This is a genomic window from Cryobacterium sp. M25 (genome assembly GCF_002929635.1).
In the GTDB taxonomy this organism is placed as follows: Bacteria; Actinomycetota; Actinomycetes; order Actinomycetales; family Microbacteriaceae; genus Cryobacterium; species Cryobacterium sandaracinum.
Genome location: NZ_PJJU01000058.1, coordinates 46,817 through 71,809 on the forward strand (window position 1 = coordinate 46,817; position 24,993 = coordinate 71,809).

General features: G+C 68.3%; 22 protein-coding genes. 7 read left to right on the forward strand and 15 right to left on the reverse strand.

Annotated features, from left to right (window positions below):
- Positions 1 to 96 precede the first annotated feature (96 nt).
- Genes CXY81_RS14580 through thyX form a run of 3 tightly spaced genes read right to left on the reverse strand, consistent with a single transcriptional unit; the run spans position 97 to position 3,568 of the window.
- Positions 97 to 1,773, reverse strand: a complete 1,677-nt coding sequence (locus CXY81_RS14580; RefSeq protein WP_199183072.1) for a ribonuclease J — start codon at positions 1,771 to 1,773, stop codon at positions 97 to 99.
- Positions 1,774 to 1,801: 28 nt separating this feature from the next.
- Positions 1,802 to 2,779 (reverse strand): 4-hydroxy-tetrahydrodipicolinate synthase, encoded by a 978-nt coding sequence (dapA, locus tag CXY81_RS14585; protein WP_104101302.1) that lies wholly within the window; start codon positions 2,777 to 2,779, stop codon positions 1,802 to 1,804.
- A gap of 51 nt (positions 2,780 to 2,830) precedes the next feature.
- Positions 2,831 to 3,568, reverse strand: coding sequence for an FAD-dependent thymidylate synthase (gene thyX / locus CXY81_RS14590; protein ID WP_104195282.1), 738 nt, complete (start codon positions 3,566 to 3,568; stop codon positions 2,831 to 2,833).
- A gap of 78 nt (positions 3,569 to 3,646) precedes the next feature.
- Here thyX and CXY81_RS14595 point away from each other — a divergent pair, with 78 nt between their 5' ends.
- From CXY81_RS14595 to CXY81_RS14610, 4 genes are all read left to right on the forward strand, one after another.
- Complete coding sequence (locus CXY81_RS14595; RefSeq protein ID WP_104170117.1) at positions 3,647 to 4,120, forward strand: thioredoxin family protein; 474 nt, start codon at positions 3,647 to 3,649, stop codon at positions 4,118 to 4,120.
- Positions 4,101 to 4,625 (forward strand): DUF4395 domain-containing protein, encoded by a 525-nt coding sequence (locus CXY81_RS14600; RefSeq protein ID WP_104195283.1) that lies wholly within the window; start codon positions 4,101 to 4,103, stop codon positions 4,623 to 4,625. Before CXY81_RS14595 ends, CXY81_RS14600 begins: the two co-directional genes overlap by 20 nt.
- Positions 4,626 to 4,723: 98 nt before the next feature.
- A complete protein-coding gene (locus CXY81_RS14605) occupies positions 4,724 to 5,149 on the forward strand; it encodes an OsmC family peroxiredoxin (protein ID WP_104170119.1) in 426 nt (141 codons plus the stop codon).
- Between the two features lie 16 nt (positions 5,150 to 5,165).
- Entirely contained in the window at positions 5,166 to 6,056 is an 891-nt protein-coding gene (locus CXY81_RS14610) for a TIGR01777 family oxidoreductase (RefSeq protein ID WP_104170120.1), read from the forward strand.
- Positions 6,057 to 6,318: 262 nt separating this feature from the next.
- Here CXY81_RS14610 and CXY81_RS14615 read toward each other — a convergent pair whose 3' ends face one another.
- Together CXY81_RS14615 and dapB are read right to left on the reverse strand one after the other, a co-directional pair.
- A complete protein-coding gene (locus tag CXY81_RS14615) occupies positions 6,319 to 6,756 on the reverse strand; it encodes a hypothetical protein (RefSeq protein WP_104170121.1) in 438 nt (145 codons plus the stop codon).
- Complete coding sequence (gene dapB, locus CXY81_RS14620) at positions 6,753 to 7,535, reverse strand: 4-hydroxy-tetrahydrodipicolinate reductase (protein WP_104170122.1); 783 nt, start codon at positions 7,533 to 7,535, stop codon at positions 6,753 to 6,755. The genes CXY81_RS14615 and dapB overlap by 4 nt, the downstream gene beginning before the upstream one ends.
- Before the next feature lie 44 nt (positions 7,536 to 7,579).
- Here dapB and CXY81_RS14625 point away from each other — a divergent pair, with 44 nt between their 5' ends.
- Entirely contained in the window at positions 7,580 to 8,146 is a 567-nt protein-coding gene (locus CXY81_RS14625; protein WP_104195284.1) for a GNAT family N-acetyltransferase, read from the forward strand.
- Here CXY81_RS14625 and CXY81_RS14630 read toward each other — a convergent pair.
- From CXY81_RS14630 to CXY81_RS14640, 3 genes are all read right to left on the reverse strand, one after another.
- A complete protein-coding gene (locus tag CXY81_RS14630; RefSeq protein WP_104195285.1) occupies positions 8,143 to 8,745 on the reverse strand; it encodes a histidine phosphatase family protein in 603 nt (200 codons plus the stop codon). The two genes, CXY81_RS14625 and CXY81_RS14630, sit on opposite strands and share 4 nt — an antisense overlap.
- Before the next feature lie 158 nt (positions 8,746 to 8,903).
- On the reverse strand, positions 8,904 to 10,259 hold the full coding sequence (locus CXY81_RS14635) for a pitrilysin family protein (protein ID WP_104170125.1): 1,356 nt from the start codon (positions 10,257 to 10,259) through the stop codon (positions 8,904 to 8,906).
- 90 nt (positions 10,260 to 10,349) lie between these two features.
- Positions 10,350 to 11,417 (reverse strand): aldo/keto reductase, encoded by a 1,068-nt coding sequence (locus CXY81_RS14640; protein ID WP_104170134.1) that lies wholly within the window; start codon positions 11,415 to 11,417, stop codon positions 10,350 to 10,352.
- Positions 11,418 to 11,688: 271 nt separating this feature from the next.
- Here CXY81_RS14640 and CXY81_RS14645 point away from each other — a divergent pair, with 271 nt between their 5' ends.
- The gene (locus CXY81_RS14645) at positions 11,689 to 13,308 is read left to right on the forward strand and encodes a peptide chain release factor 3 (RefSeq protein WP_104170126.1); all 1,620 of its coding nucleotides are present in this window, start codon (positions 11,689 to 11,691) and stop codon (positions 13,306 to 13,308) included.
- Positions 13,309 to 13,491: 183 nt separating this feature from the next.
- On the opposite strand, the gene CXY81_RS14655 is transcribed toward CXY81_RS14645, so the two are convergent.
- Both CXY81_RS14655 and CXY81_RS14660 read right to left on the reverse strand, forming a co-directional pair.
- Complete coding sequence (locus tag CXY81_RS14655; protein ID WP_158252075.1) at positions 13,492 to 15,534, reverse strand: transglycosylase domain-containing protein; 2,043 nt, start codon at positions 15,532 to 15,534, stop codon at positions 13,492 to 13,494.
- Between the two features lie 135 nt (positions 15,535 to 15,669).
- Positions 15,670 to 17,358: a ribonuclease J gene (locus tag CXY81_RS14660; RefSeq protein ID WP_233191417.1), complete on the reverse strand. Its 1,689-nt coding sequence runs from the start codon at positions 17,356 to 17,358 to the stop codon at positions 15,670 to 15,672.
- A 332-nt stretch (positions 17,359 to 17,690) separates the two neighbouring features.
- Here CXY81_RS14660 and CXY81_RS14665 point away from each other — a divergent pair, with 332 nt between their 5' ends.
- Positions 17,691 to 18,194, forward strand: coding sequence for a glutathione peroxidase (locus CXY81_RS14665; protein WP_104195288.1), 504 nt, complete (start codon positions 17,691 to 17,693; stop codon positions 18,192 to 18,194).
- Between the two features lie 354 nt (positions 18,195 to 18,548).
- On the opposite strand, the gene CXY81_RS14670 is transcribed toward CXY81_RS14665, so the two are convergent.
- The 5 genes from CXY81_RS14670 to CXY81_RS14690 are packed head-to-tail and all read right to left on the reverse strand — an operon-like array spanning position 18,549 to position 24,889.
- Entirely contained in the window at positions 18,549 to 19,412 is an 864-nt protein-coding gene (locus CXY81_RS14670) for a CoA ester lyase (protein ID WP_104195289.1), read from the reverse strand.
- Positions 19,409 to 19,894: a MaoC family dehydratase gene (locus CXY81_RS14675; RefSeq protein ID WP_104195290.1), complete on the reverse strand. Its 486-nt coding sequence runs from the start codon at positions 19,892 to 19,894 to the stop codon at positions 19,409 to 19,411. Before CXY81_RS14675 ends, CXY81_RS14670 begins: the two co-directional genes overlap by 4 nt.
- An 11-nt stretch (positions 19,895 to 19,905) precedes the next feature.
- On the reverse strand, positions 19,906 to 21,072 hold the full coding sequence (locus CXY81_RS14680) for an acyl-CoA dehydrogenase family protein (RefSeq protein WP_104195291.1): 1,167 nt from the start codon (positions 21,070 to 21,072) through the stop codon (positions 19,906 to 19,908).
- Positions 21,069 to 23,273 carry a biotin carboxylase N-terminal domain-containing protein gene (locus CXY81_RS14685; RefSeq protein WP_104195292.1) on the reverse strand — a complete coding sequence of 735 codons (2,205 nt, stop codon included), beginning with the start codon at positions 23,271 to 23,273 and terminating at the stop codon, positions 21,069 to 21,071. The genes CXY81_RS14680 and CXY81_RS14685 overlap by 4 nt, the downstream gene beginning before the upstream one ends.
- Before the next feature lie 8 nt (positions 23,274 to 23,281).
- Positions 23,282 to 24,889 carry a carboxyl transferase domain-containing protein gene (locus CXY81_RS14690; RefSeq protein WP_104169546.1) on the reverse strand — a complete coding sequence of 536 codons (1,608 nt, stop codon included), beginning with the start codon at positions 24,887 to 24,889 and terminating at the stop codon, positions 23,282 to 23,284.
- Positions 24,890 to 24,993 lie beyond the last annotated feature (104 nt).

The following is a 24,993-nucleotide window of genomic DNA, read 5'->3' on the forward strand; positions in this document are numbered from 1 at the left end:
TTGGGGCTTAGGCACGCCAAAGCGCCTGCGGGCGGCGATCAGCGACCGCGACATCAGGGCTGGGCGGACGCGCGGCATCCGTCGCCCTCGGCGGGATCAGGCCTCGATCACCAGAGGGACGATCATCGGGCGGCGACGGAAGGCGGTATTCACCCAGCGGCCGACCGTGCGGCGCACGATCTGCTGCAGCGCGAACGGGTCGCGCACCCCGTGCTCGGCGGCTTCCGCCAGGGCCGCCTCGATTTTCGGGCGCACGGCGTCGAACACCGAGGCGTCTTCGGCGAAGCCCTTCGCGTGGATCTCGGGCCCGACGATCACCTTGCCGGTGGCGGCGTCGACCACGATGATAATCGAGATGAATCCCTCCTCGGCGAGGGTTCGGCGGTCCTTGAGGTCGGCCTCGGTGATCTCGCCGACGGTGGAGCCGTCGACGTAGACGTAGCCGAGGTCCAGCTGGCCGACCTTGGTGGCCACACCGTCCCGCAGGTCGATGACCGTGCCGTCCTCGGCAAGGAGCACGTTCGCCTCCGGCACGCCGGTCTGCACCGCGAGCTTGGCATTGGCGACCAGGTGCCGGTATTCGCCGTGCACGGGCAGCACATTCTTCGGCTTCAGGATGTTGTAACAGTAGGTCAGTTCCCCGGCGGCGGCGTGCCCGGAGACGTGCACCTTCGCATTACCCTTGTGCACCACTGTGGCGCCCAGCTTGGTCAGGCCGTCGATGATCCGGTAGACCGCGTTCTCGTTGCCGGGAATCAGGCTGGACGCCAGGATGACGGTGTCGCCGTGGCCGACTTCGATCTGGTGGTCCTGGTTGACCATCCGGCTGAGCACGGCCATCGGCTCCCCCTGCGAGCCCGTGGACATGTAGACGATCTTGTCGCCCTGGATGTTGCCGGCCTTCTTGAAGTCCACCAGCACACCCTCCGGCACCCGCAGGTGGCCGAGGTCGGCGGCGATGGTCATGTTGCGCACCATCGAGCGGCCCAGGAGCGCGACGCGGCGACCGTTCGCGTGGGCGGCGTCGAGCACCTGCTGCACCCGGTGCACGTGGCTGGAGAAGCTGGCCACGATCACCCGTCGGGGAGCCCGGGCGATGACGTCGTCGAGGACGGGGCCGATGGAGCGTTCCGTGGGTGTGAAGCCCGGGACATCCGCGTTGGTGGAATCGACCAGGAACAGGTCGACGCCCTCGGTGCCGAGGCGCGCGAATTCGCGCAGGTCGGTGAGGCGGTTGTCGAGCGGCAGCTGGTCCATCTTGAAGTCGCCGGTGTGCAGCACGGTGCCGCCGGCGGTCTTGATGGCCACAGCCAGGGCGTCGGGGATGGAGTGGTTGACGGCGACGAACTCGAGGTTGAACGGGCCGAGCCGTTCCGTCTGGCCCTCTTTGACCTGCAGCGTGTACGGCGTGATCTTGTGTTCCTTGAGCTTTGCCTCGATAAAGGCGAGGGTCAGGCCCGAACCGATCAGCGGGATGTCCGCACGCAGCTTCAGAAGGTAGGGGACGGCGCCGATGTGGTCCTCGTGGCCGTGCGTGAGCACGACCGCGAGGATGTCGTCGAGGCGGTCCCGGATGGGGCTGAAGTCGGGGAGGATCAGGTCCACGCCCGGCTGGTGCTCCTCGGGAAACAGCACCCCGCAGTCGACGATCAGCAGCTTGCCGTCGATCTCGAACGTGGTCATGTTGCGGCCGATTTCGCCGAGGCCACCGATCGGCGTGATGCGGAGGGTTCCCGCCGTGAGCGGGGCCGGGTCGTACACATCGATGGGCACAGGCCCTCCTCGGGGTTCGGTGGAGCGGTTAGCGTGTCGTTCCGGCGACCTTCGGCAGGGCGCCGCCGGCCGCGGCATTGCGGTCCGGGCGGAAGTTGGAGAAGTTGACCCCGGGGATGTTCTTGACCAGGTCTATTTCGTCTTCGATCTGGGCGGCTTCCCACTCCTCCGGGCCGACGAGGGGCAGGCGCACGCGCGGGCTGTTGATTCGACCGAGGCCGTGCAGGATGTACTTGACCGCGACCGTACCCGGAACGTGCGTCATGCAGGCCCGCACCAGCGGTTCGAGCTGCTGATGCGCGGCGGTGGCCGCCTTCAGGTCGCCCGCATTCACGGCGTCGACCATCTGGCGATACGGGGTGGCGGCGATGTTCGCCGTGACCCCGATCAGGCCGGTCGCCCCGATCGAGAGGTGCGGCAGAACGTTGGGGTCGTCGCCGGAGAAGTACATCAGGTCGGTCTGGTTGAGCACGCGGCTGACCTGGGCCAGGTCACCCTTGGCGTCTTTGACGGCGAGGATGTTCGGGTGCTTCGCGGCCCGCAGGATCGTCTTGTATTCGATCGGGATACCGGTGCGTCCGGGGATGTCGTAGAGGATCACGGGCAGATCCGTGGCATCCGCGATCATGCGGAAGTGGGTGAGCACGCCGGCCTGGGTGGGCTTGTTGTAATACGGGGTGACGATCATGTTGCCGTCGGCGCCCGCCTTCTCGCTCTGCTTGGCAAGCTGCATGGCGTGGGCGGTCTCGTTGGACCCGCCGCCGGTGATGATCTTCGCGCGTCCGCCCGAGATATCCTTGCCGACCTCGACCAGGCGGATCTTCTCCGCGTCGGTGAGGGTAGACGTCTCACCGGTGGTGCCGGTGACGACGATGCCGTCCGCTCCGGCGTTGATGACGTCGTCGATGTGCTGGGCAACGCCCGCCCAGTCGACTTCGCCGTCGGCGGTGAAGGGAGTCACGAGGGCAACGAGGACCTGGCCGAAGGGATTCTGAGACATAGACACGAGGGACAGGCTACCGGTCAGTGTGCGGCCGCGCACCGCCGCGGCGTCACGTTACGGGGCGACGCGACCGTTCTTGTTGAAGGCGGCGTAGGTGAGCGGCATCAAGGTCGCGAACTGGTCTTCCATCTTCTCGGCGCACATCTCGATCTCGCGCTGCGGGAACGACGGGAAGTGGGTTCCCTCGCGCTTGGTACGCAGACTGAGAAAGTTCATCAGCGACCGGGCGTTCATGGTCACGTACATCGAGGAGAAGATGTTGAGCGGCAACACGATGCGGGCAACCTCGCGGGCCACGCCGGCTTCGAGCATCCGTTGATACGACGCGTAGGCGTGCGCGGAGGCCTCGCGGGTCAGCTGATCGACCAGCGCGCCCTGCTCGGCCGTGCCGGGCAGGAAGTCGTAGGCGCCGGGCTTGCCGACCTGCACGAGGTTGCGGGTCGGGGCCGGAACGTAGAAGACCGGGTTCAGCTCGCGGTAGCGGCCCGATTCCTCGTTATAGGAGGCGATGCGGTGCCGCATGAACTCGCGGAATACGAAGATCGGCGCCTGCACGTAAAAGGTCATCGAGTTGTGCTCGAACGGCGAGCCGTGGCGGTCGCGCATGAGGTAGTTGATCAGCCCGGCGTCACCCGTGCTCGCTGCGTCGCCGTCCGATTCCTCGAGCAGGGCCTTGGTCAGGGTCTGCTCCCCCTGAGTCGACACCCGTGCGGCGAACAGCACATCGGAGTCGTGGGCGCTTGCGCGCACCAGTTCGACGGTTACATCGGAGCGGAACTCGATTTCAGACACGGCTAAACGATACCTGCTGCACGCGTAACCTGTCGTCACACGGACCCGCCCGACCCGAGATCCTTGTAACGTCGCAGCATGAGTCCGATCTCCGCCCTGATTCTCGTGCTGGTTCTCGTCTCGGGCACCACCGTGCTGGGCCTCTTCTGGCGGTCCCGCCAGGGGCGCCCCATCGTGGTCACCCCGGCGGCTCCGGAGGCGCTCGGTGTGCCGGACGCGCTCACGCCGGCGGATGTCAGCAGCCGGGTTCCGTTCGGCGCGAACGCCACGCTCGTGCAGTTCTCCACCAGTCACTGCGCCCGCTGCCCCGGCACCCAGGTGCTCCTCGCCGGCCTGGCCCGGTCCCGTCCCGGCGTCGCGCACCTGGACGTCGACCTGACCCACCGCCGCGACCTCGCGAACCGGTTCGGGATCCTGCAGACCCCGACCACACTCATCCTCGACGGAACCGGTCAGGTGCGCGCCCGGATCGGCGGCGTTCCGAACCGGGCCGGCGTCCTCCGGCAACTCGACGACCTCACCGGGAGCAGCCATGCCCAGTTCGCCCGCTGAGCCCCGGCCGCAGCCCTCCGCGCGCCGGGCCCGCCCGGATCGCCCGGACCTCGACCCGCGCGGACCACGCTTCGGCGCCGCGATCACGGCCGTTCTGCTCCTGGTGGTGGTGTTCCTGTCGCTGACCGGGGCATCCGTCGCCGCCTTCGTCCTCCTCACGATCCTCGCGGCCCTCTTTGCCTGGGGTGCGTTCGCCGGCGCCGGGCGGCACCCTTACGGCGTGCTGTTCAAGACCGTCATGCGGCCGCGGCTCGGCCCGCCCACCGCGCTGGAGAAAGCGGCCCCGCCGACGTTTGCGCAGGGGGTAGGGCTGCTGGTCACCGTGACCGGCGTGGTGCTCGGTCTGGCCGGGCTGACGCCCGCTGTGGGCGTCGCTGCCGCCGTCGCGTTCGTCGCGGCGTTCCTGAACGCCGTGTTCGATTACTGCCTCGGCTGCCAGCTGTACCTGCTCCTGATGCGTGCCGGCATCCTCGGACGCGGGCCGACGCCGGTGGCCGGGAGCTGACGGCCGCCGCGGCTCCATCCCTGATCATTGGCTGAGAGTGAACCCCATGTGAGCCGAGGCGACAGTTAGGCTGAAGCTTCACCTCAGGAGGCAACACCATGGCACTCACCAGCGAAGCAACAACTGTCTGGACCGGCGATCTGAAGTCCGGCAGCGGTATCGTCACCCTCGACTCCTCCAAGACTGCCGAGTTCCCGGTCACCTGGCAGGCCCGGTCCGTCGGCACCCCGAACACCACCAACCCGGAAGAGCTCCTCGGAGCCGCCCACGCGGCCTGCTTCTCGATGGCCCTGGCCAACGGCCTCAGCGCCGGCGGACACACTCCCGACAGCATCCAGACCACCGCGGCCGTGACCTTCGAAGCCGGCGTCGGCGTGGTGGGCAGCCACCTCCTGGTCAGCGCCAAGATCCCCGGCCTGACCGAAGAGGAGTTCGCGGTCTACGCCGAGGACGCCAAGGCCAACTGCCCGATTTCGAAGGCGCTCGCGGGCATCCCGATCACCATCGAAGCCGAGCTGGCGTAGGCGCGGCCCGCACACAATGCGAGTTCTCGTCTCCGGCGCGTCCGGACTGATCGGCACCGAGCTGAGCGCACAGTTGCGCGCGGCCGGCCACACCGTGGCCCGTCTGGTGCGCCGCGATCCGCGCGGGGCCGACGAATTCCGCTGGGACCCGGCCGCGCTGAGCATGGACAAGGGCGTCCTCGACGGCGTCGACGCCGTGATCAACCTGTCGGGGGCATCCATCGCCCGTCTGCCGTGGACGAAGGCCTATCGCCGGGAGATCCGTGACTCGAGGGTGCAGGCCACACGCACGCTGACGGATGCCATGGGCCGGCAGGCGACACCGCCAGCCGTGCTGCTCAATGCGTCGGCCGTGGGCATCTACGGCGACCGTCCGAGCGAGGTGCTCACCGAGAACTCCCCTGCCGGCAACGATTTTCTGGCGAAGGTCACCAGAGACTGGGAGGCCGAGGCCGCACGTGCGCCGGAGTCGACCCGTGTCGTCACCCTCCGCACCGGGCTGGTCATCGCCCGCGGCGGCGCCCTGAAGCCGCTTCTGCCGATCGTCAAGCTTGGCCTGGGCGGCCCGCTCGGCCGCGGCACCCAGCACTGGCCGTGGATCAGCCTGCACGACGAGGCCGCGGCCGTCGTGCACCTGCTCACCTCGACGCTGTCGGGTCCGGTCAACCTGGTCGGCCCGAAACCGGCCACCGCGAACGACGTCATCCGGGCCGTCTCAGCCGGGCTGCACCGCCCGTTCCTGGTGCCGGTGCCGGAATTCGTGCTGACGCTCGCACTGCAGGATGCCGCTCGCGCACTGCTGCTCGCCGACCAGCAGATCGTGCCGGAGAGGCTGCACAAAGACGGTTTCGTCTTCACCCACAAAACCGCGGCCGAGGCCGTGGCCTGGATGCTCAGCCGCCCGTAGTTCTGACGGTTCGCGGCCTTGGACGGCCGAGGCACCACCCCGCCCGGGGTTCGGGCGCGGTCGGGGATTCGGGCGCGGTCGCAGCGGGCCGAAGGCATCCGTCGCGACGTAAACTCGGAGTAAATCGGGACACGCCGCATTTTTCGGTTGCTCCGGCGGCGTGTCGCGAAAAACTCCACATTTAGCACGCGGTGATGGACGCCGGTGAGCTGGTTCGAGGGCCGGGTCACCGCATTTCGGCGGGCTCACGCACCGGTGGAGGCTAGGCGCGCTCGAGGGCGATCGCGGTACGGATGGCGCCGCGGGCGCGACGGCGGTCCCCCGAGGAGTTGTAGGCCAGGCCAAGCCTGAACCAGGCGCGCCAGTCGTCGGGGGCGGCATCGACGGCCGCCCGGAAGATCGGGAATTCGGCGTCAGCCTCGTCCCGCATGGGGCGTCCGCTCGGCCTGATCGGCAGTTCTTCGACAGGGAGCCCGCCCTCGGCCTCCAGCCGGCGCACGAGCCGCTCGGAGTTGCGCCCGAACCGGAGTTCGGCGACCAGCGCCCAGACTCCGACCAACGGGAGCACGAGAAGCGCCACCCCGATCACGATGCCGATGATTTCGCCGCTCTGCAGGAACAACACCGCTCGCCAGCCGACGAGGACCAGGTAGAAGACCAGCAGCAGGGCCATCAGGCCGGCGGCAAGCCGGCCCTTCATACGGCGGCCTCACCCGGGTGGGCAGTTGTGGCCGTCGTCGGCGCACCCAGTCCGAGATCGATGATCTGGTCGAGCCCGACGGTGACGCCGACGGCCGTGCGGGTGGCCGCCAGGGCCAGCAGGATGCCACGTTCGTAGGATGCGGCCGACAGAGTGTTGTGGCTGATCGTGAGGGTCTCCCCCGCACCGCCGAAGAACACGTCCTGGCGGGCGAGCATGCCGTCGAGGCGCAGGCTGTGCACGGGGATGCTCGACACCTGCTGGCCACGGGCGCGCTGGTCGGTGTGCGGCGCCGACACCGGCCCGATTTCGGCCCTGGCCCGCCCGATCAGTTCGGCGGTGCGCACGGCCGTGCCCGACGGAGAGTCCACCTTGCCGGCCCGGTGGGCCTCGACGATCTCGATCGAGTCGAAGAAGCGGGCGACGAGCACCGACAGGCCGGTCGCGATGACCGACGCCATCGAGAAGTTGGGGATGATGACGACGCCGATCTCATTCTGCCCGGCGAGGCGGGCGGAGAGGGCGTCGATGCGGTACTGCGACCAGCCGGAGGTGCCCACGAGCACGCGCAGGCCGTGGTCCACCGCGAAGTCGACCACGCTTTGACTGACCCCGGGCAGGGTCAGGTCGATCACGATCTCCGCGCCGATCATCTCGGACAGGTCGCTCTTCGAGTTCAGGCCGGCGACGAGATCGTACTCCTCGGACTGCTCGACGAGACCCGAGACCAAGCGGCCCATCGTTCCCGATACGCCGACGATGGCCACCCGTGTTTTCATGGGTCCAATCTATCAATCGCGGGGCATCGAGTTAGCCTTGGGCCATGCCTGACTCTCCCGCCCTTGCCTTCACCGCTGTGTCGGTGACGGATGCCGGCTCCATCGTGCTGCTCACCCAGTACTTCAGCGATCGGGAGTCGGGCTTCCCGGCCGCGCAGGGCCGGTACCGCACCACGTTCCCCGATCCGATCCAGTTCCTGCCGCCGTCCGGGGTGTTCCTGTTGGTCAGCGAGGAAATGGGACCGGCCGAACGTGCGTTTGTGGGGTGTGGCGGCATCCGTCGTCTCGAGGATTCCCCGGCCGGAAATGTGCGGTTCGAGATCAAGCATCTCTGGCTGCAGTCGCAGGTGCGCGGGCGCGGCTGGGGGCAGTCGCTGCTGACCGAGCTCGAACGACGCGCTCGGGAGTTCGGCGCCGACGACGTCGTGCTCGACACCAACGCGAGCCTGACCGCGGCCGGAGCGCTCTACGCGCGGTCGGGCTACGAGTCCTGCGCGCCGTATAACGACAACCCGAATGCCACGACCTGGTATCGCAAGAGCCTCACCCGGAAAACGGACGGAGCCGGGCCAGCCGAGAGCCGACCGCCCGGAACCCGCCTATCCATTTAGAACAGGAGCGGGTCCGGCAGACCGGTGCGCAGCTCCACGGGGAGGTGCCCGGTGTCGTTGTGGGTCAGCAGCGTCCAGGGGCGGCCCGGTTTTTGGTGCAGCACGGTGAGGCCGCAGTTCGCCTGGTTGATGCTGATCCACCGCCAGTTCGGGGCGCCCAGTACCTCCCGCACGAACCAGGCGATGACGAAGTTGTGGGTGATCAGCAGGTCGTGGCGTTCGCCGCGGCGCGGCTGGAGGAACTCGGCCACTGCGTCGCCCATCTGCGCGCTGCCGGCCTCGATGTCGGCCTCAGTGACCCCACCGAAGAACGGCGCATAGGCCGACGGCGTCTCCGGCGCCCTGCCGGAGGGGATGCAGTCGAAGAGCAGCGGGCTGGGCACCGAGGTCAGGGCCGGCAGTCGCTGCGCGATGATTTTCGCCGTGTCGGCGGCGCGCTGCAGCGGGGAGTGCCAGGCGTCCGTGAACGGCACGCCGCCGAGACGCTCGGCGATCAGCTGAGACTGCCGGGTGCCGCGCGCGGACAGAGGCCCGTCGGGCATGCCGTGCTCGGCATCCTGCTGTTCACCGTGACGAACGAGGTAAATGTAATGGTGCAAGGGGATCTCTCTCAGTCAGGAGCCGCACATCAGCGTGTGGCCCCGGCTTTGGGTCTCGGTGGTTTTGGGCATTCAGTATCTGGGCACTGAGTATCTGGGCACTGAGTTTTTGGGCTCCGAGTTTCTGGGCACCGAGTTTCTGGGCTCGACAGTTCTGCTCAGGAGGGCACGAAGGTCGGCAGGATCGCGGCGAAGACGTCGTCGTCGAGCGCGCCGACCGCAGAGATGGAGAGCGAGCCGGCGGCCAGTTCGGCGGCGAGGTTCTGAACGTCGTCGGCCGTGACGCGCGCGAGCCGGCGGAGGGCCTCGTCGAGGTCGATGAACTCGCCGAGGGTGATCTCGGCGCGGCCCAACCGGGACATCCGGGTATCGGAGTCTTCAAGGGCGAGAGCGGATGCGCCGGACAACTGACCCGCGGCCCGCTTCATCTCGTCGGCCGTGACGCCGTTGTCGGCGAGTCGGTGCAGCTCGCCCAACATCAGCTCGGCCACCTGGCCGGACTTCGCCGGGGTGCAGCCCGCGTACATGCCGAACAGTCCCGCATCCGAGTAGCCGGGCGCGAAGGAGTAGACCGAGTAGGCCAGACCGCGCTTCTCGCGGATCTCCTGGAACAGGCGCGAGGACATGCCCCCGCCGAAGATCGAGGTGAGCACGCTCATGGTCACGCGCCGCTCGTCGGTGGCCAGGAGGCCGGGGAAGCCCATCAGGATGTTCGCCTGTTCGAGCGGGCGGCGCACGATGGTGACCGGATCACCCTGGCTGAGGGCGGCGGGGGCACCGGACCGGCGGCCGACCGGGGGTGCGAAAACACTGAGGTCCCAGCCGGCGAGGGCGAGGGACCGGGTGACTGCTGCGACCAGCACGTCGTGGTCGACCGCGCCGGCCACGGTGACGACCAAGTCTTGTGGGCGGTAGTTCGCCCGGTAGTGCTCTAGAACGGCGGCATGGGTGGCCGCACGGATCGTGTCGGGACTGCCGCCGATCGGGCGCCCGAGCGCGTGATCTCCCATGACCGCCTCGAAGAAGCGCTCATTGGCGACGTCGGCCGGGTCGTCGTCGGCCATGGCCAGCTCTTCGAGGATGACGCCCCGCTCGTTCTCGAACTCAACCGGGTCGAGCAGCGACGACGTGAGCATGTCGGTGAGCACCTCGACCGCCATCGGCAGGTCTCGGTCTTGCACCTTGGCGTAGTAGCAGGTGTATTCCTTGGCCGTCATCGCGTTGTGCTCACCGCCGACCGAGTCGAAGGCGATCGCGATATCGAGGGCGGTGCGCTTGGCGGTGCCCTTGAACAGAAGGTGTTCCAGAAAGTGGGTGGACCCGAAGTGGCCGGGCTCCTCGTCGCGGGAGCCGACCGCGACCCAGTAGCCGATGGTCAGGCTGCGGCTGCCGGGAACGTGTTCCGACACGATGCGCACACCGCTCGGCAGCACGCTGCGGCGCACCAGGGAATCACCTGCCGCGCGGAACGAGAGTTCGGGCAGATCCAGAGAGAATTCGACGGCACCGTTCATGACTAGTCCACCTTATGTCACGGCGCCGGCGCGGCCCGGGTGCCGGCACCGGTATTCGGCCGGCACCGGTGTTCGGCCGGCACCGGTGCGTCAGGCCGAGATCCGGTCGAGGTCCACCATGTCGCTGCGGGTCAGACGGATGTCGGCCGCCGTCACGAGGGCGTCGACCTGTTCGGGCTGGCTGGCACTGGCCACCGGCGCCACGACCGGCCCCCGTGCGAGCAGCCACGCGATCGCGATCGCCGCCGGCGGCGCCTCGTGCTCCTCGGCGATGCGGTCCAGCACCGCGAGCACGCGGAATCCGCTGCGGTTGCGGTATTGGGCGCCGCGGGAGCTGCGAGTGGTCTTCTCCAGATCGGCCTTCGACCGGTACCGGCCGGCCAGAAATCCGTGGGCGAGCGCGAAATAGGGGAGCACCGCCATTCCCTGGGCGCGGGTGACGAGGGCGAGGGAGGATTCGAATGCGGTGCGGTGCAGGAGGCTGTACTGCGTTTGCAGGGCAACGAAGCGGGGCAGGCCGTTCGCCGCGAGCACCCGGGCCTCCATCAGGCGTTCGGCGGAGAAGTTGGAGGCGGCGAGGTAGCGCACCTGGCCGCGGCGCATGAGCACATCGACGGCGCCGAGGCTCTCTTCCAGCGGCACGGTCGGGTCGTCGAAGTGGAAGTGCAGCAGGTCGATGTAATCCGTCCCCAGCCGGTCGAGGGAGGCGTGCACGGCGCCGATGATGCTGCGGGAGGAGAGCCCGGGGTTGTCGAGGTTCTTTCCGATCTTGGTGGCGATGACGGTGCTGTCGCGCGTTCGGCGCGAGCGCAGCCAGGACCCGATGATCACCTCGCTGCGGCCGGAGGTGTAGCTGTCGGCCGTGTCGAGGAAGTTGCCGGCCAGGTCGCGGTGGCGGTCGAGGATGCGGTGGCTCGTGGCGCCGTCTGCCGTCCACCCGAACACGCTCGTGCCGAGTGCCAGCGGGTGCACGGTGAGGTCGGTGTCGGCAATCGTGCGGCGGAGCGCCAGGGGGGACGCCCCGGTCGCGGGGGCGGCCTGCGGGACGTACAGATCCGGGATCGCGAGCGGGGGCGGGGGCGGAAAAACCGCCTGCGGGGCGGTCGGGATGGACGTCGAGATCGGAGCCGGGCCCTGTCCGGTCGGATGAGCGGGCATGCTGGTGGTCGTACGGCGGGAACCATGCATGCTCGGACGCGGCATCCGTTGTCTCCCTTCGGTTGAGCCGAGGTTATCCCCGGGGCCGAACGTTGCACAGGACACGCCTGGACCGTTACCAAACCGTGCGCGCATCGGGCCTGAACCCCGCCGCCGGAAGCGGAGAACCAGTTCCCAGAGTGTGAAGTTAGAATTGGGGAACCGATTCCTGAGTAGCGGCCGCCCAGGCAACGCCCCCCGCCTGCCCGAATCATCCGCGAAAGAAGGATCCATGACGCAGCTCGCCGGCGTGTCCACGCCCGAGGTACTGAAAGAAGCGCGCAGGCGACGCACGTTCGCCGTGATTTCGCACCCCGACGCGGGGAAGTCGACGCTCACCGAGGCCCTGCTGCTGCACGCGCGGGCCATCACCACGGCCGGCGCCACACACGGCAAGGCCGGCCGGCGCGGCACCGTCTCCGACTGGATGGCGATGGAGCAGGCCCGCGGCATCTCCGTGACCAGCGCGGCGATCCAGTTCGAGTACCGCGACGCCGTGATCAATCTGGTGGACACCCCCGGGCACGCCGACTTCTCCGAGGATACCTTCCGCGTGCTCTCCGCCGTCGACGCCGCAGTCATGCTCGTCGACGCCAGCAAGGGTCTCGAGGTGCAGACCATGAAGCTCTTCGAGGTGTGCAAGCAGCGCGGCCTACCGGTGATCACGGTCATCAACAAGTGGGACCGTCCCGGTGCCGAGGCGCTGGACTTGATGGACGAGATCCGGGAGCGCACGGGACTCCTGCCCACTCCCCTGACCTGGCCCGTCGGGATCGCCGGTGACTTCCGCGGCGTGATCGACCGGTCCTCGCACGAATTCATCCGCTTTCACCGCACCGCCGGCGGAACGAAAGCCGCCGAACCCGAGCGCTTGAGTGTGGCCGTGGCGGCCGCCGAGGAGGGCGCAGCCTGGGTCACCGCCACCGAGGAGTCCGAGCTGCTCGCCGAGGAGAGCCAGGACCACGATGAGGCCCGCTTCCTCGCGAACGAGACCACCCCGGTGCTGTTCGCCGCGGCCGTGCTCAACTTCGGCGTGCAGCACATTCTGGACACCCTCGTGGACTTCGCGCCGGCCGCGGAAGCCCGGGAGGACGCATCCGGTGGCCACCGCCCCGTGGACAGCGCCTTCTCCGGTTTCGTGTTCAAGGTGCAGTCCGGTATGAACGCCTCGCACCGCGACCACGTCGCGTTCGTGCGGGTCTGTTCGGGTCAGTTCCGGCGCGGGATGATCGTGACCCACGCGGCCAGCGGGCGGCCGTTCGCCACCAAGTACGCGCAGCACCTGTTCGGGCGCGAGCGGGAGGTGGCCGACGAGGCCTGGCCCGGCGACATCGTCGGCCTGGTCAATGCCTCCGCCCTGCGGGTGGGTGACTCGATCTTCGAGATCGAACCGGTGGAATACCCGCCGCTACCGATGTTCGCGCCCGAGCACTTCCGGGTGGTGCGGTCGGCGGACTCCAGCAAGCACAAGCAGTTCCGTCGCGGCATAGACCAGCTTGACCACGAGGGTGTCATTCAGGTGCTGCGGTCGGAGCTGCGCGGCGACCAGGCGCCGGTGCTCGGCGCGGTCGGGCCGATGCAGTTCGAGGTTGTGGAGGAACGGATGACGCACGACTTCGGCGCCGCCATTCGCACCGAGGCTCTGCCCTACCAGCTGGCCCGGCGCACCGACCGCGCGAGCGCCGAGATCCTCGGCCACGACCGCCAGGTCGAGGTGCTGATGCGCTCCGACGGCACGCTGCTCGCCCTGTTCAGCACTCCGTGGCGGCTGCGCAACACCGTGCGCGACCACCCCGAGCTGATGCTGGAAGACCTCGCCACGGGCAGCAACGAGGTTCCCGCCGCGTACTAGGCGAGTCGGTCCTGATTCGCAGGCCAGCAGCCCGAACGAATTCGACGGAGATTCTGCCGAAAACCGGCCCAAACCGGCCGGAAAACCGGATTCAGGCCAGAATCTCCGTCGAATTGGTTTGACGCCGCGAGGGCAGCGGCCAGCACGAGGGCAGCGGTCAGGCGGATGCCGTCGGGCATGGGGTCAGCGGGTCAGGTCGCGCGGCGGCTCCGTGAACTCGTCTCCGCCGTACTTTTCGTTGGCGACGCCCATCATCTCGGGCCACATCCGGTGCCGGGCCGTGGCCGCCTGCCCGCTCTCGAAATATGTCTCCCGCTGGTCTTCGCCGACCCCGGACACGTTCATGACGCCCACGATGGTGGCGACCTTCGTGCTCGCACCGGCCATCCAGGTGTCCCTGTTCTCATCGGTGGTGCCGGTCTTGCCGATCATCGGCACCTGCGGGTCGGTGTCGTAGTACGACGGGCTACCCGAGCCTCTGGTCATCACGCGCTCCATCGCGTAGCTCATGGCCGCGGCGACCTCGGGGGTGACGGACTGCGTGCAATTCGACTGCGGGGCGGGAAGTTCGGCTCCATCGGGGCCGGTGATCCGGTCGATCACGATCGGCGTGCAGGTGACGCCATTGTTGGCGATCCCCGCGTAGGCGGCGGCCATCGTCAGCGGCGCGATCTCGTTGGTGCCCAGCACCGCGGACGCGCCCTGTTTCAGCGCGCCACCATCGGCGCGGTGCACGCCGAAGGCTTCGGCCGTCTTGCGGATGCCGCAGAGGTCGAGTTCCTTGGCCATTCCGATGAAGCCGGTATTGATCGAGTCGATGGTCGATTCCAGGGCGGAATAGGAGGAATCGTCATCCGAGGAGGAGTCGTTGCCGGGCGCAAAGCTCTCGCCGTAGTCCTGGGGACCGTTGCAACTGTCCTCGAAGGTTCCCCACTCGTCGCGTTCCCAGGCGCTGACCGAGTCGGCGAGCGAATTACCCTGAGTGAGCCATTCGGCGAGGGTGAAAACCTTGTAGGTCGACCCGGTCTGGAATCCGTTGGAGCCGCCCTGGTCGAGATCGGTGTTGTAGTTGATGCCGGTGAAGTTCGCTCCGGTGTCGGCCGGGTCCTGGCTATAGTCCTTGTTCTGGGTCATGGCCAGCACCCGCCCTGTACCGACGCCCACGCTCGTGATCACGCCGCCGACATCCCAGTCCTCGAAGGTCTTGGGCACGTTCTCGGCCATGGTGCTCTCTGCCGCGCTCTGCAGGTCGGGGTCGAGGGTCGTGTACACGTTGTAGCCGCCGAGCCGGAAGTTGGCCAGGCGGGCATCGGCATCCGCCCCGAAGGCCGGATCGTTCCGGAGGGTCTGGAGTACCAGGTCGCAGAAGTAGGCGCTTCCGCCCGCGGTGCGGCACCCCGTGCTCGGTTCGGTGATGATCGGTTCGATCGGAGAGCTGATCGCGGCGTCGTGGTCGGCCGTGCTGATCTTCTCGTTCTCCTGCATCTCGTCGAGGATGTAGTCACGGCGTTCTTTGTTGGCCGCGTACCCGTTGGCGGCGCCGTTGGTCGTGCTGTCGGGTTCGTCGAGCTGGAACTTGACCGGGTTGTTCACGATCGCGACGAGGCTCGCGGCCTGCGGCAGCGTCAGCGCGGCCGCGGTCGTGTTGAAGTAGTAGTTGGCGGCCGCCTCGATGCCGTAGACGGATCCACCGAAGCCGGTGATGTTCAGGTACTGCCGCAGGATGTCGTCCTTGGAGGACTTCTTCTCCAGACCGACGGCGAGGCTCATTTCCTTGAGTTTGCGCCACGGGCTGGTCTCCGTGGCCGCGTCGTAGCAGGTCATGCGCTCGGCGTCGTCGGAAAGGGCCTCGCACTGCTGCACGAGCACATTTTTCACGTACTGCTGGGTGATCGAGGATCCGCCGCGGACGTCGCCGGTGAACAGCGTGGTGACGGCGCCGGTGAGGCTGCCCCAGATGTTCACGCCGCCGTGCTCGTAGAATCCCGGGTCCTCGCCGGAGGTCGCCGCATCCTTCACGTACTGGCTGATCGCATCCGAACTCACTTCGACCCGGTTCTGGTCATAGAAGGAGGCAAGCAGATAGGGCGAACCGTCACTCGCGGTGGCGTAGATGTTGCTCTTCTGCGACAACCGGCCGATTGACAGGTCGTCGGGCAGATTGACCACGACCACGATCGCCGTCGTCGCCAGCAGGGCCACGACGACACTGAGCGCGATCAGCACACGCGAACGCCGTCGGGACCGACGGGCGTTTTTCCTACCGGACAATTCAGGGGTCATGAGCGCCGAGTCGTTTCTGGTTGCGAAGGAAGCGGGAGGGCCACCGAGCCGAACGGCCCGGTGGCCCGGCGGCTACAATCAGGCGTCGACGACGACCGAGGTGATGACCGGGATGCGGCGGTACTTGCGCTGCATCCAGCGGGTCAGACTCTGCGTGAAGATGTCTTCGAGCTCTGCGCCGTTGACGATCTTGACCTTGTTCGCGGCGCGCAGGGCGTCATCGATGGACTTGGTCGCGCCCTGGATCCACTCGTTGTCCTGCACGAAGCCGCGGGCGATGAACTCGACCGGCTCGGTGAGAAGCCCGGTTCGGGTGTCGAGGATGCCGAGGATCGTGACGGCGCCGTCGTTGGAGAGCTGCACGCGGTCGGCGAGAGCCTCCTCGGAGCCGCCGCCGCCGACCGTCATACCGTGCACGAAGACGAGCTCGGCAGCCACGCGGCCGGTGACTTTCGCGACACCGTCGACGAGGTCGACGACCACGCCGTCTTCGACGACGAGGACCTGGTCCTCGGGGACGCCCGTGCGGATGGCCAGATCGGCATTGGACTTGAGGTGGCGCCATTCGCCGTGGTACGGGATGACGTTCTTGGGTTTGACGATGTTGTAGACATAGACGAGTTCGCCGGCCGACGCATGGCCGGAGACGTGCACCTTGGCATTGCCCTTGTGCACGACGTTGGCACCCCAGCGGGTGAGGCCGTTGATGACCCGGTAGATCGAGTTCTCGTTTCCGGGGATCAGCGAACTGGCCAGCAGAACGGTGTCGCCCTCACCGATCTTGATGGTGTGCTCGCGGTTGGCCATGCGGGCCAGCGCGGCCATGGGCTCACCCTGCGAACCGGTGCAGATGAGGACGACCTTGTCGTCCTTCATCCGGTCGAAGGCCTTGACGTCAACCAGGAGGCCCTTGGGCACCTGAAGGAAGCCCAGTTTCTCGGCGATGCCCATGTTGCGCACCATCGAGCGGCCGACGAAGGCCACCTTGCGGTTGTGGCGGGCGGCGGCGTCGATGACCTGCTGGATGCGGTGCACGTGACTGGCGAAGCTGGAGACGATGATCCGGCGAGGAGCGGTACGGAAGACGGCGTCGATGGCCGGGCGGATGTCTTCCTCGGTCACCGTGAACCCGGGAACCTCGGCGTTGGTCGAGTCGGTCAGAAACAGGTCGACGCCCTCTTCTCCGAGCCGGGCGAAACCGGGGAGGTCGGTGAGGCGGTTGTCGAGGGGGAACTGGTCCATCTTGAAGTCGCCGGTGACGAGCACGAGGCCGGCCTCGGTGCGGATCGCGACGGCGAGTCCGTCGGGGATCGAGTGGTTCACGGCGAGGAACTCGAGGTCGAACGGGCCGGCCTTGCGGCGCTGACCCTCCTTGACCTCGATCAGGCGCGGCGTGATGCGGTGCTCTTCGAGCTTCGCTGTGACGAAGGCCAGGGTCAGCTGCGATCCGATGACGGGGATGTCCTTGCGCTCGCGCAGCAGGTACGGCACGCCGCCGATGTGGTCTTCGTGGCCGTGGGTGAGCACGATGGCCTCGATGTCCTGGAGGCGGTCGCGCAGCGACGAGAAGTCGGGCAGGATCACGTTGATGCCGGGCTGGGTCTCCTCGGGGAAGAGAACGCCGCAGTCCACGATCAGGAGCTTGCCCTTGTGTTCGAAGACCGTCATGTTGCGGCCGATCTCGCCGAGACCGCCGAGCGGGGTGACGCGGAGGCCGCGCCTGGGCAGCTGCGGCGGCGTGGACAGGTCGAGCGGGTGCTTGGTCAAAAAAACTCATTTCTCAGTGTGAAAACGCGCGCGTCGCGGGCGTATCTCGCGTAGTGGACCGTGGTCGGGTCCTGGTGAACGGATGTTCTGGTGAACAGATCGTGCAAAGTCTGGATTCGGGCGGCCTCGCCCGGGGCGGACGCTAATGTCCGATCGGGTCGGAGTTGAGGCTGAGTCCGAAGGCGGTGGCGTCAGGTCCGTGAAGTCATCGACACGGCAGTCGAGAGGGCACGGATGATGCTCATGACGCCCCATTCTATCGCAGCCTGGTCAGCCCCTTCACCGCTCCCCTGCCCAGCCTTCTCGAAGGCAGCACCGGTAGCGTCGGACACATGTCTGCCTCAGAGCTCTATTCGACCCCACTCACCCTCATCGACGGCACGGAAACGACCTTCGGCCAGTTCGGCGGCAAGGCCGTCCTGGTCGTGAACGTCGCCTCGAAATGTGGGTTCACCCCGCAGTACGCCGGTCTCGAAGCGCTCTACCAGAAGTACCAGGACGAGGGACTCGTCGTGCTCGGCCTTCCCTGCAACCAGTTCATGGGACAGGAGCCAGGGGCCGAGGCGGACATCGAGTCGTTCTGCCAGATGAACTACGGCGTCACCTTCCCGCTGAGCGTGAAGGTCGACGTGCGCGGCAGGCACCAGCACCCGCTCTACGCTCAGCTGACCAAGTTCAAGTCGGGCCTGCTGCCCGGTCTGATCAAGTGGAACTTCGAGAAGTTCTTGGTGAGTCCCGAGGGTGAGATCGTCAACCGCTTCGCGTCGACGGTCGAGCCGGAGTCCGACGAGATCGTGCAGGCGATCGAGAAGACCCTCGCGGCCAACGCCGCCTAGGAGCCCAGCGAACCGGTTGGAGCCCCTGGCTCCCCTGGGGTGGGTCGGCCCCGGCCGTGCCCGCGCGTGTGGTCAACTCAGGACATCCGTCGCCCGCGTGAACCTGCCGCCCCGGAACAGTGCGGAACCGGCACGGATGCCCGGCGTGGCCAGACGTATCTCCTGATTAAGCCACAAGGGGCCTCGGGTATTCCGCAGGGCTTACGCGGTTCGGGCAATCAGCGGTCGCCCCGCCCCGCGCTGCGCCGTGAACGAATTCGACGGAGATTCTGCTCCAAAACGGTTGTAAACCGCTGCAGTATCCGTTTATCGCCAAAATCTCCGTCGAATTGGTTCGACGCCGAACAGAGGCAGCTAGTGCTCCACCGAGTCGGCCGGAGCCGATCCCGTCGGAAATCCCGGTTCCGGCGGGACGGCCGCCGCCCGCCGCAGCACCGCCTCGGCGTGGCGCAGCAGGGGCGCGTCGATCATGCGCCCCTGGTAGGCGAACACGCCCCCCTCTCCCGCGGCCGCCTCCAGGATCTGCCACGCCGCCGTGACCTCGGCAGGCGTGGGCCGGTAGGCGGCCCGGATGACGGGTACCTGGCTGGGGTGGATGCAGGCGGTGGCGCGAAATCCGCTCGCGACCGCATCCACCACCTCGGCCTGCAGACCCTCGAGGTCGGGGATGGCCAGGAACACGCCGTCCACGGCCGCCTTGTCGTTGGCCCCGGCCGCCAGGAGCACAGCGGACCGAGCGTGGCGGGCGATGGCGCGGTAGCTGCCGTCGGGGAACCGGCTCGAGCTGCCACCGAGCGAGGCCACCAGGTCGTCGGCGCCCCACATCAGCGCCACCACATTGGGCTCGGCCGCAATCGAGGGGGCGGCGAGCACCCCCGCGGCGGTCTCGCAGAGCGCGATCACCTCGAACCGGGCGAGAGCGGCGAGGTGGGTGGCGCTCACGGTCTTCGGCAGCATCACGTAGCGGTACAGGGTGTCGTCGAGGGCGGCGAGGTCAAGCTGGAAGTCGGGCGTGTCGGCCGGGTTGACGCGCACGACGGTGCGTTCGGGGTCGAGCGGATGGCTGACCAGCAGGCCGCGAGCGCGTGCCCGGTTGCCGGGCAGGAGCGCATCCTCCAGGTCGAGGATCACGGCATCCGCCCGCTCCGCCGCCTTGCGATACCGGTCGGGGCGGTCGGCCGGGCAGAACAGCAGCGCGGGTCCAAGGTCGAAGCTCATTGGACGGACGCCCGGCACCAGACCAGCACCGTGCGCTCGGCCGTGGCCACCACGTCGCCCTCCTGGTTACGACCGGTGTGCCGGAGCGTGACCAGCCCCTGGCCCGGCCGGGACGCCGACAGCCGGCGGGCGGTGACGATCGTGTCGGAGTAGAGGGTGTCGCCGTGGAAGAGCGGATGCGGGAACGTCACCTCCCCGAAGCCGAGGTTCGCCACGATCGTGCCCTGCGTCAGCTGCGCGACCGAACTGCCCACCAGCGTCGCCAACGTGAACATCGAGTTGACCAGGCGCTGCCCGAACGGCTGGGTGGCCGCCCACGCCGCGTCGAGGTGCAGTGCCTGCGAGTTCATGGTCAGCGTGCTGAAGAGCACGTTGTCGGCCTCGGTCACCGTGCGACCGGGGCTGTGCCGGTAGCGGGCCTCGAGGTCGAATTCCTCGTAATACAGCCCGCGCTGCTCGATCGTGCGTCGTTCGTCGTTCATTTTCCTCCTGCCTAACCGGTGAACCCAAGCGCCCGCGAGATGACCATCAGCTGTACCTCGGTAGTGCCTTCACCGAGCTCGAGCACCTTCGAATCGCGGTAGTGCCTCGCCACCGGGTTCTCGTTCAGGAACCCGTAGCCGCCAAAAATCTGGGTCGCGTCGCGAGCGTTGTCCATGGCGGCTTCGCTTCCCACCATTTTGGCAATCGAGGCCTCCATTTTGAAGGGGTGTCCGTGAACCATTTTCCTGGCCGCGTCGTAGTAGGCGAGGCGGGCCGTGTGCACGCGAGCCTGCATCCGTGCGATCTTGAACGCGATGTGCTGGTTGGAGCCGATCGACCGGCCGAACACATTGCGGGTGTTGGCGTAACGGATGGCCTCCTCGAGGCAGCCCTGCGCCGCGCCCGTGCACAGCGCGGCGAAGGCGATGCGCCCCTCGTCGAGGGTCTGCACGAAGTTGGCGAAGCCGCGGCCGCGTTCGCCGAGCAGGTTGGCCTCGGGCACGCGCACGTTCTCGAAGAGCAGCGGATGCGTGTCGGAGGTGTGCCAGCCCACCTTGTCGTAAGCCGGCAGCGCCGTGAACCCCGGGGTCGGGGTGGGCACGAGGATGGCCGTGAGCTCCTTCTTCACCGAGCCGTCGGGGCGCTCGGACTCGCCGGTGACGGCTGTCACGGTGACCAGCCGGGTGATCTCGGAGCCGGAGTTGGTGATGAACTGCTTCGTGCCGTTGATCACCCATTCACTGCCGGAGAGCTCGGCCGTGGTCTTCGTGCCGGCGGCGTCGGAGCCGGCATCCGCCTCGGTCAGCCCGAACGCGGCGAGCGCGCGCCCGCTGGTCAGCAGCGGCACCCACTCCTGCTTCTGCGCCTCGGTTCCGCGCCGGTAGACGGGCATGATGCCGAGCCCCACGCCGGCCTCGAGGGTGACGGCGATGGACTGGTCGACCCGGGCAAGCTGCTCGACCGCGAGGCAGAGCGCGAAGTAGTCCTGGCCCTGGCCGCCGTACTCCTTCGGGAATGGCAGGCCGAACAGGCCCAACTCCCCCATCTGGGCGATGATGTCATAGGGCAGGCTGCGCTTGGTGTCGTACTCGTAGGCGGCCGGCGCTACGACCATGTCGGCGAAGTCGCGCACGGTGTCGCTGAGCTGCTGCTGCTGCTCGGTCAGTTCCTGTTTCACGTTGGGTCTCCCTTGACTGGCGTGGCTGGTGGTGTGGCTTCCGTCCCGGTGGTCACGGCGGTGGCGGTGACTGTGGCGACGATCTGGTCGAGGCGCACGAGGTCACCCGGATGCACGCCGATGGTGAGCCGGCCATCCGTTTCGGCCAGCAGATGGTGCTCCATTTTCATGGCCTCCACGGTGAGGATGCGCTGGCCGGCGACGATCAGGTCGCCCGTGGCGAGGTGCACGGCAACCACGGTCCCGGGCATCGGCGAGCGCACCTCCGGCCGGGCCGCCCCGGCCTCTCCCCCGGCCCGGTCGAGGCCGGCGAGGCGGTCGGCGAGCTGCTCGGCCCGGGAGCGGTGCACCAGCTCGGTGCCGAAACCGCTCTGGCCGAGCCAGAGGCGCGGGCCGTCGGACACGAGCTGCAGCACCTCAAGGCGGCCGCACAGTTCACAGGCGAAGGTGTCGGCGCGGCCGGTGACGGGCGCGAGTCGGCCGGGAACGGGCATCCGTTCGTCGACGGCCACGCTCAGGCCGTCCGGGCCGGTCAGCACGGCAACGTCGACGGTTTCGGTGGCGCTGACCCGCAGGCTGTAGTGCACCGGCCGGGCCGGGCCGAGCCGCCAGCCGCTCGGCTGTGCCCACAGGCCGGCGGCGGCGCTCGTCGTGCCGGTGCCCGCGGCGGCAGTGCGGGCGGTGGCGGTGGCAGTGCGGGCGGTGGCGGTGGCGCGCGCGTGCAGGAACAGGGCCGCGGCGGCCGGCAGGTGGTCGGGCAGCGGTTGCCCGGGCATCCCCCGGAGTCCGAGACCGGGCAGGCTGCGCTCGATCAGGCCGGTGTCGAGGCGGCCGGCGCACACGTCGGGGTCGCGCAGCAGCAACCGGAGGAACTCCACGTTGGTGTGCACCCCGAGCACCACGGTGTCGGCGAGCGCCCGGTCGAGGCGGGCGAGGGCCTCGGCGCGGTCAGCACCCCAGGCGATCACCTTGGCGAGCATCGGGTCGTAGACCCCCGAGATCGGCAGGCCCGGACGCAGCGAGCTGTCGACCCGGATGCCCTCGCCGACCGGTTCGGACAGGCTGCGCACGGTGCCCTGGCTGGGGAGAAAACCGCGCGCCGGGTTCTCGGCGTAGAGGCGCGCCTCGATCGCGTGCCCGGTGAGCACCACCTCCGCCTGGGTGAGCGGCAGCGGTTCCCCCGCGGCGATGCGCAGCTGCCACTCGACCAGATCGAGGCCGGTGACCAGCTCGGTCACCGGGTGCTCCACCTGCAGCCGGGTGTTCATCTCCATGAAGAAGAACTGGTCCGGGGCCGCATCGGAGACCAGGAACTCCACCGTGCCGGCGCCGGTGTAGCCGACGCTCCGGGCGGCCTGGCAGGCTGCCTCTCCGATGCGTGCCCTCGTGGCCGGGTCGAGCAGCGGCGACGGAGCCTCCTCGATCACCTTCTGGTGGCGGCGCTGCAGGGAGCACTCGCGCTCACCGAGATGGATCACGGCGCCCGAAGCGTCGGCGAGCACCTGCACCTCGATGTGGCGGGGACTGTCGATGAAGCGCTCGAGCAGCAGCGTGTCGTCGCCGAACGCGCCCTGCGCCACGCGCCGGGCCGTGACGAGCGCCGCGGCGAGCTCGCCCGCGGCGTCGACCCGCAGCATCCCCTTGCCGCCGCCGCCCGCGGACGGTTTGATCAGGAGCGGGTAGCCCACCTGCTCCGCGGCGGCGATGAGCTGGTCGTCGGTCTGGCCGGGCCGGGAGAACCCGGGAATGACGGGCACACCGCTGTCGGCGACATGGTTCTTGCCGCGGATCTTGTCGCCCATCACGACAAGGGCGTTCAGACCCGGTCCGACGAAGACGAGGCCGGCGGAGGCGCAGGCGCGGGCGAAGGCCTCGTTCTCACTGAGGAATCCGTAGCCGGGATGCACGGCGTCGGCGCCGGTGGCCGCCGCGGCCGCCAGGATCGCGTCGATGTTCAGGTAGCTCGCCTGGGGCGCGGCCGGGCCGAGGCGCACCGCGGCATCCGCGAGGCTCACGTGCAGCGCATCACGGTCGGCGTCGCTGTAGACGGCCACCGAACGGATGCCCATCGTGCGCAGGGTGCGGATGATGCGGCAGGCGATCTCGCCGCGGTTGGCGACCAGCACGGTCTCGAAGGGTGTCAAGTGCGGTGTCGGTGCGTTCGGTGTCGGTGCGTTCGGTGTCGGTGCGTTCGGTGTCATGGTGCGCCTCACATCCGGAAGAGGCCGAAAGCGGTCTCGGGCAGAGGTGGCCCGGAAACAACGTCGAGGGCCAGGCCCAGCACGGTGCGGGTGTCGGCCGGGTCGATCACCCCGTCGTCCCAGAGCCGGGCGGTCGAATAGTAGGGGCTGCCCTGCCGCTCGTATTGGGCGGTGACGGCCGCGGTGACCTCCTCCGCGGCATCCGTCGACCAGGGCTGGCCGGCCTTCTCCCGCTGCTCGCGTTTGACGGTGACGAGAACGGATGCGGCCTGCGGGCCGCCCATCACGGAGATGCGGCTGTTCGGCCACATCCAGAGGAAGCGGGGCGAGTAGGCGCGGCCGCACATGGAATAGTTGCCGGCGCCGAACGACCCGCCGATCACGACCGTGAGCTTGGGCACGCGCGCGGTGGCGACGGCGGTGACCATTTTCGCGCCGTTCTTGGCGATGCCGCCGGCCTCATAGTCGCGGCCGACCATGAAACCGGAGATGTTCTGCAGGAACAGCAGCGGGATGCCGCGCTGGTCGCACAGCTCGATGAAGTGTGCCCCTTTGAGGGCGGATTCGGAGAACAGCACACCGTTGTTGGCGATGATGCCGACCGGATGGCCATGCAGATGCGCGAAGCCGGTGACCAGGGTCGTACCGTACTCCTTTTTGAACTCATGGAACTCGCTGCCGTCAACCAGACGCATGATCACCTCGTGCACGTCGTAGCGGCCCTGCGGGTCGGTCGGCACCGCGCCGTAGAGCTCGGCCGGGTCGGCAACGGGGTCGACGGCCGGCAGCCGCGGCCAGGCCGGCGGCGGAGGCGCGGGCAGGTAACGAACGATGTCGCGCACGATCTGGAGTGCGTGCTCGTCGTCCTCGGCGAGGTGGTCGGTCACCCCGGAGGTGCGGGCATGCAGGTCACCGCCGCCGAGCTCCTCGGCCGTGACGATTTCGCCGATCGCGGCCTTCACCAGCGGCGGGCCGCCGAGGAAGATGGTTCCCTGGTTCCGCACGATCACGGTTTCGTCGCTCATCGCCGGCACGTAGGCGCCGCCCGCGGTGCAGGATCCCAGCACGGCGGCGATCTGCGGGATCTTGGCCGCCGACATCCGGGCCTGGTTGTAGAAGATGCGGCCGAAGTGGTCACGGTCGGGGAAGACCTCGTCCTGCAGCGGCAGAAAGGCCCCGCCCGAATCGACCAGGTAGACGCACGGGAGCCGGTTCTCGAATGCGATCTCCTGCGCCCGGAGGTGCTTCTTGACCGTCATCGGGTAGTAGGTTCCGCCCTTGACGGTGGCGTCGTTGGAGATGACGAGCACGTGGCGGCCGTGGATCAGCCCGATCCCGGCGATCAGGCCGGCACCGGGGCTGTCGTCGCCGTAGAGTCCGGTGGCGGCCAGGGGCGCGATCTCGAGGAAGGGGCTGCCGGCATCCAGCAGCCGGTCGATGCGTTCGCGCGGCAGCAGTTTGCCACGGGCGAGGTGGCGCTGGCGGGAGGCCTCGGGACCGCCGAGGGCGACGACGGCGAGGCGGCGGCGCAGGTCGGCGACGAGCTCGCGGTGGGCGGTGGCGTTCGCGTCGAAGGCCGGACTGGTCGAGTCGATCAGACTCGCGAGTGTCTCCATCGACGACTTCCCGCTTTCCCGCTTGAGTGTTCAGCCGGTACAGTTAGCGTGCACTAACCGAAAGTCAGGTTAGCGGTTCATAACTGAGTTGTCCAGAGTTTCCG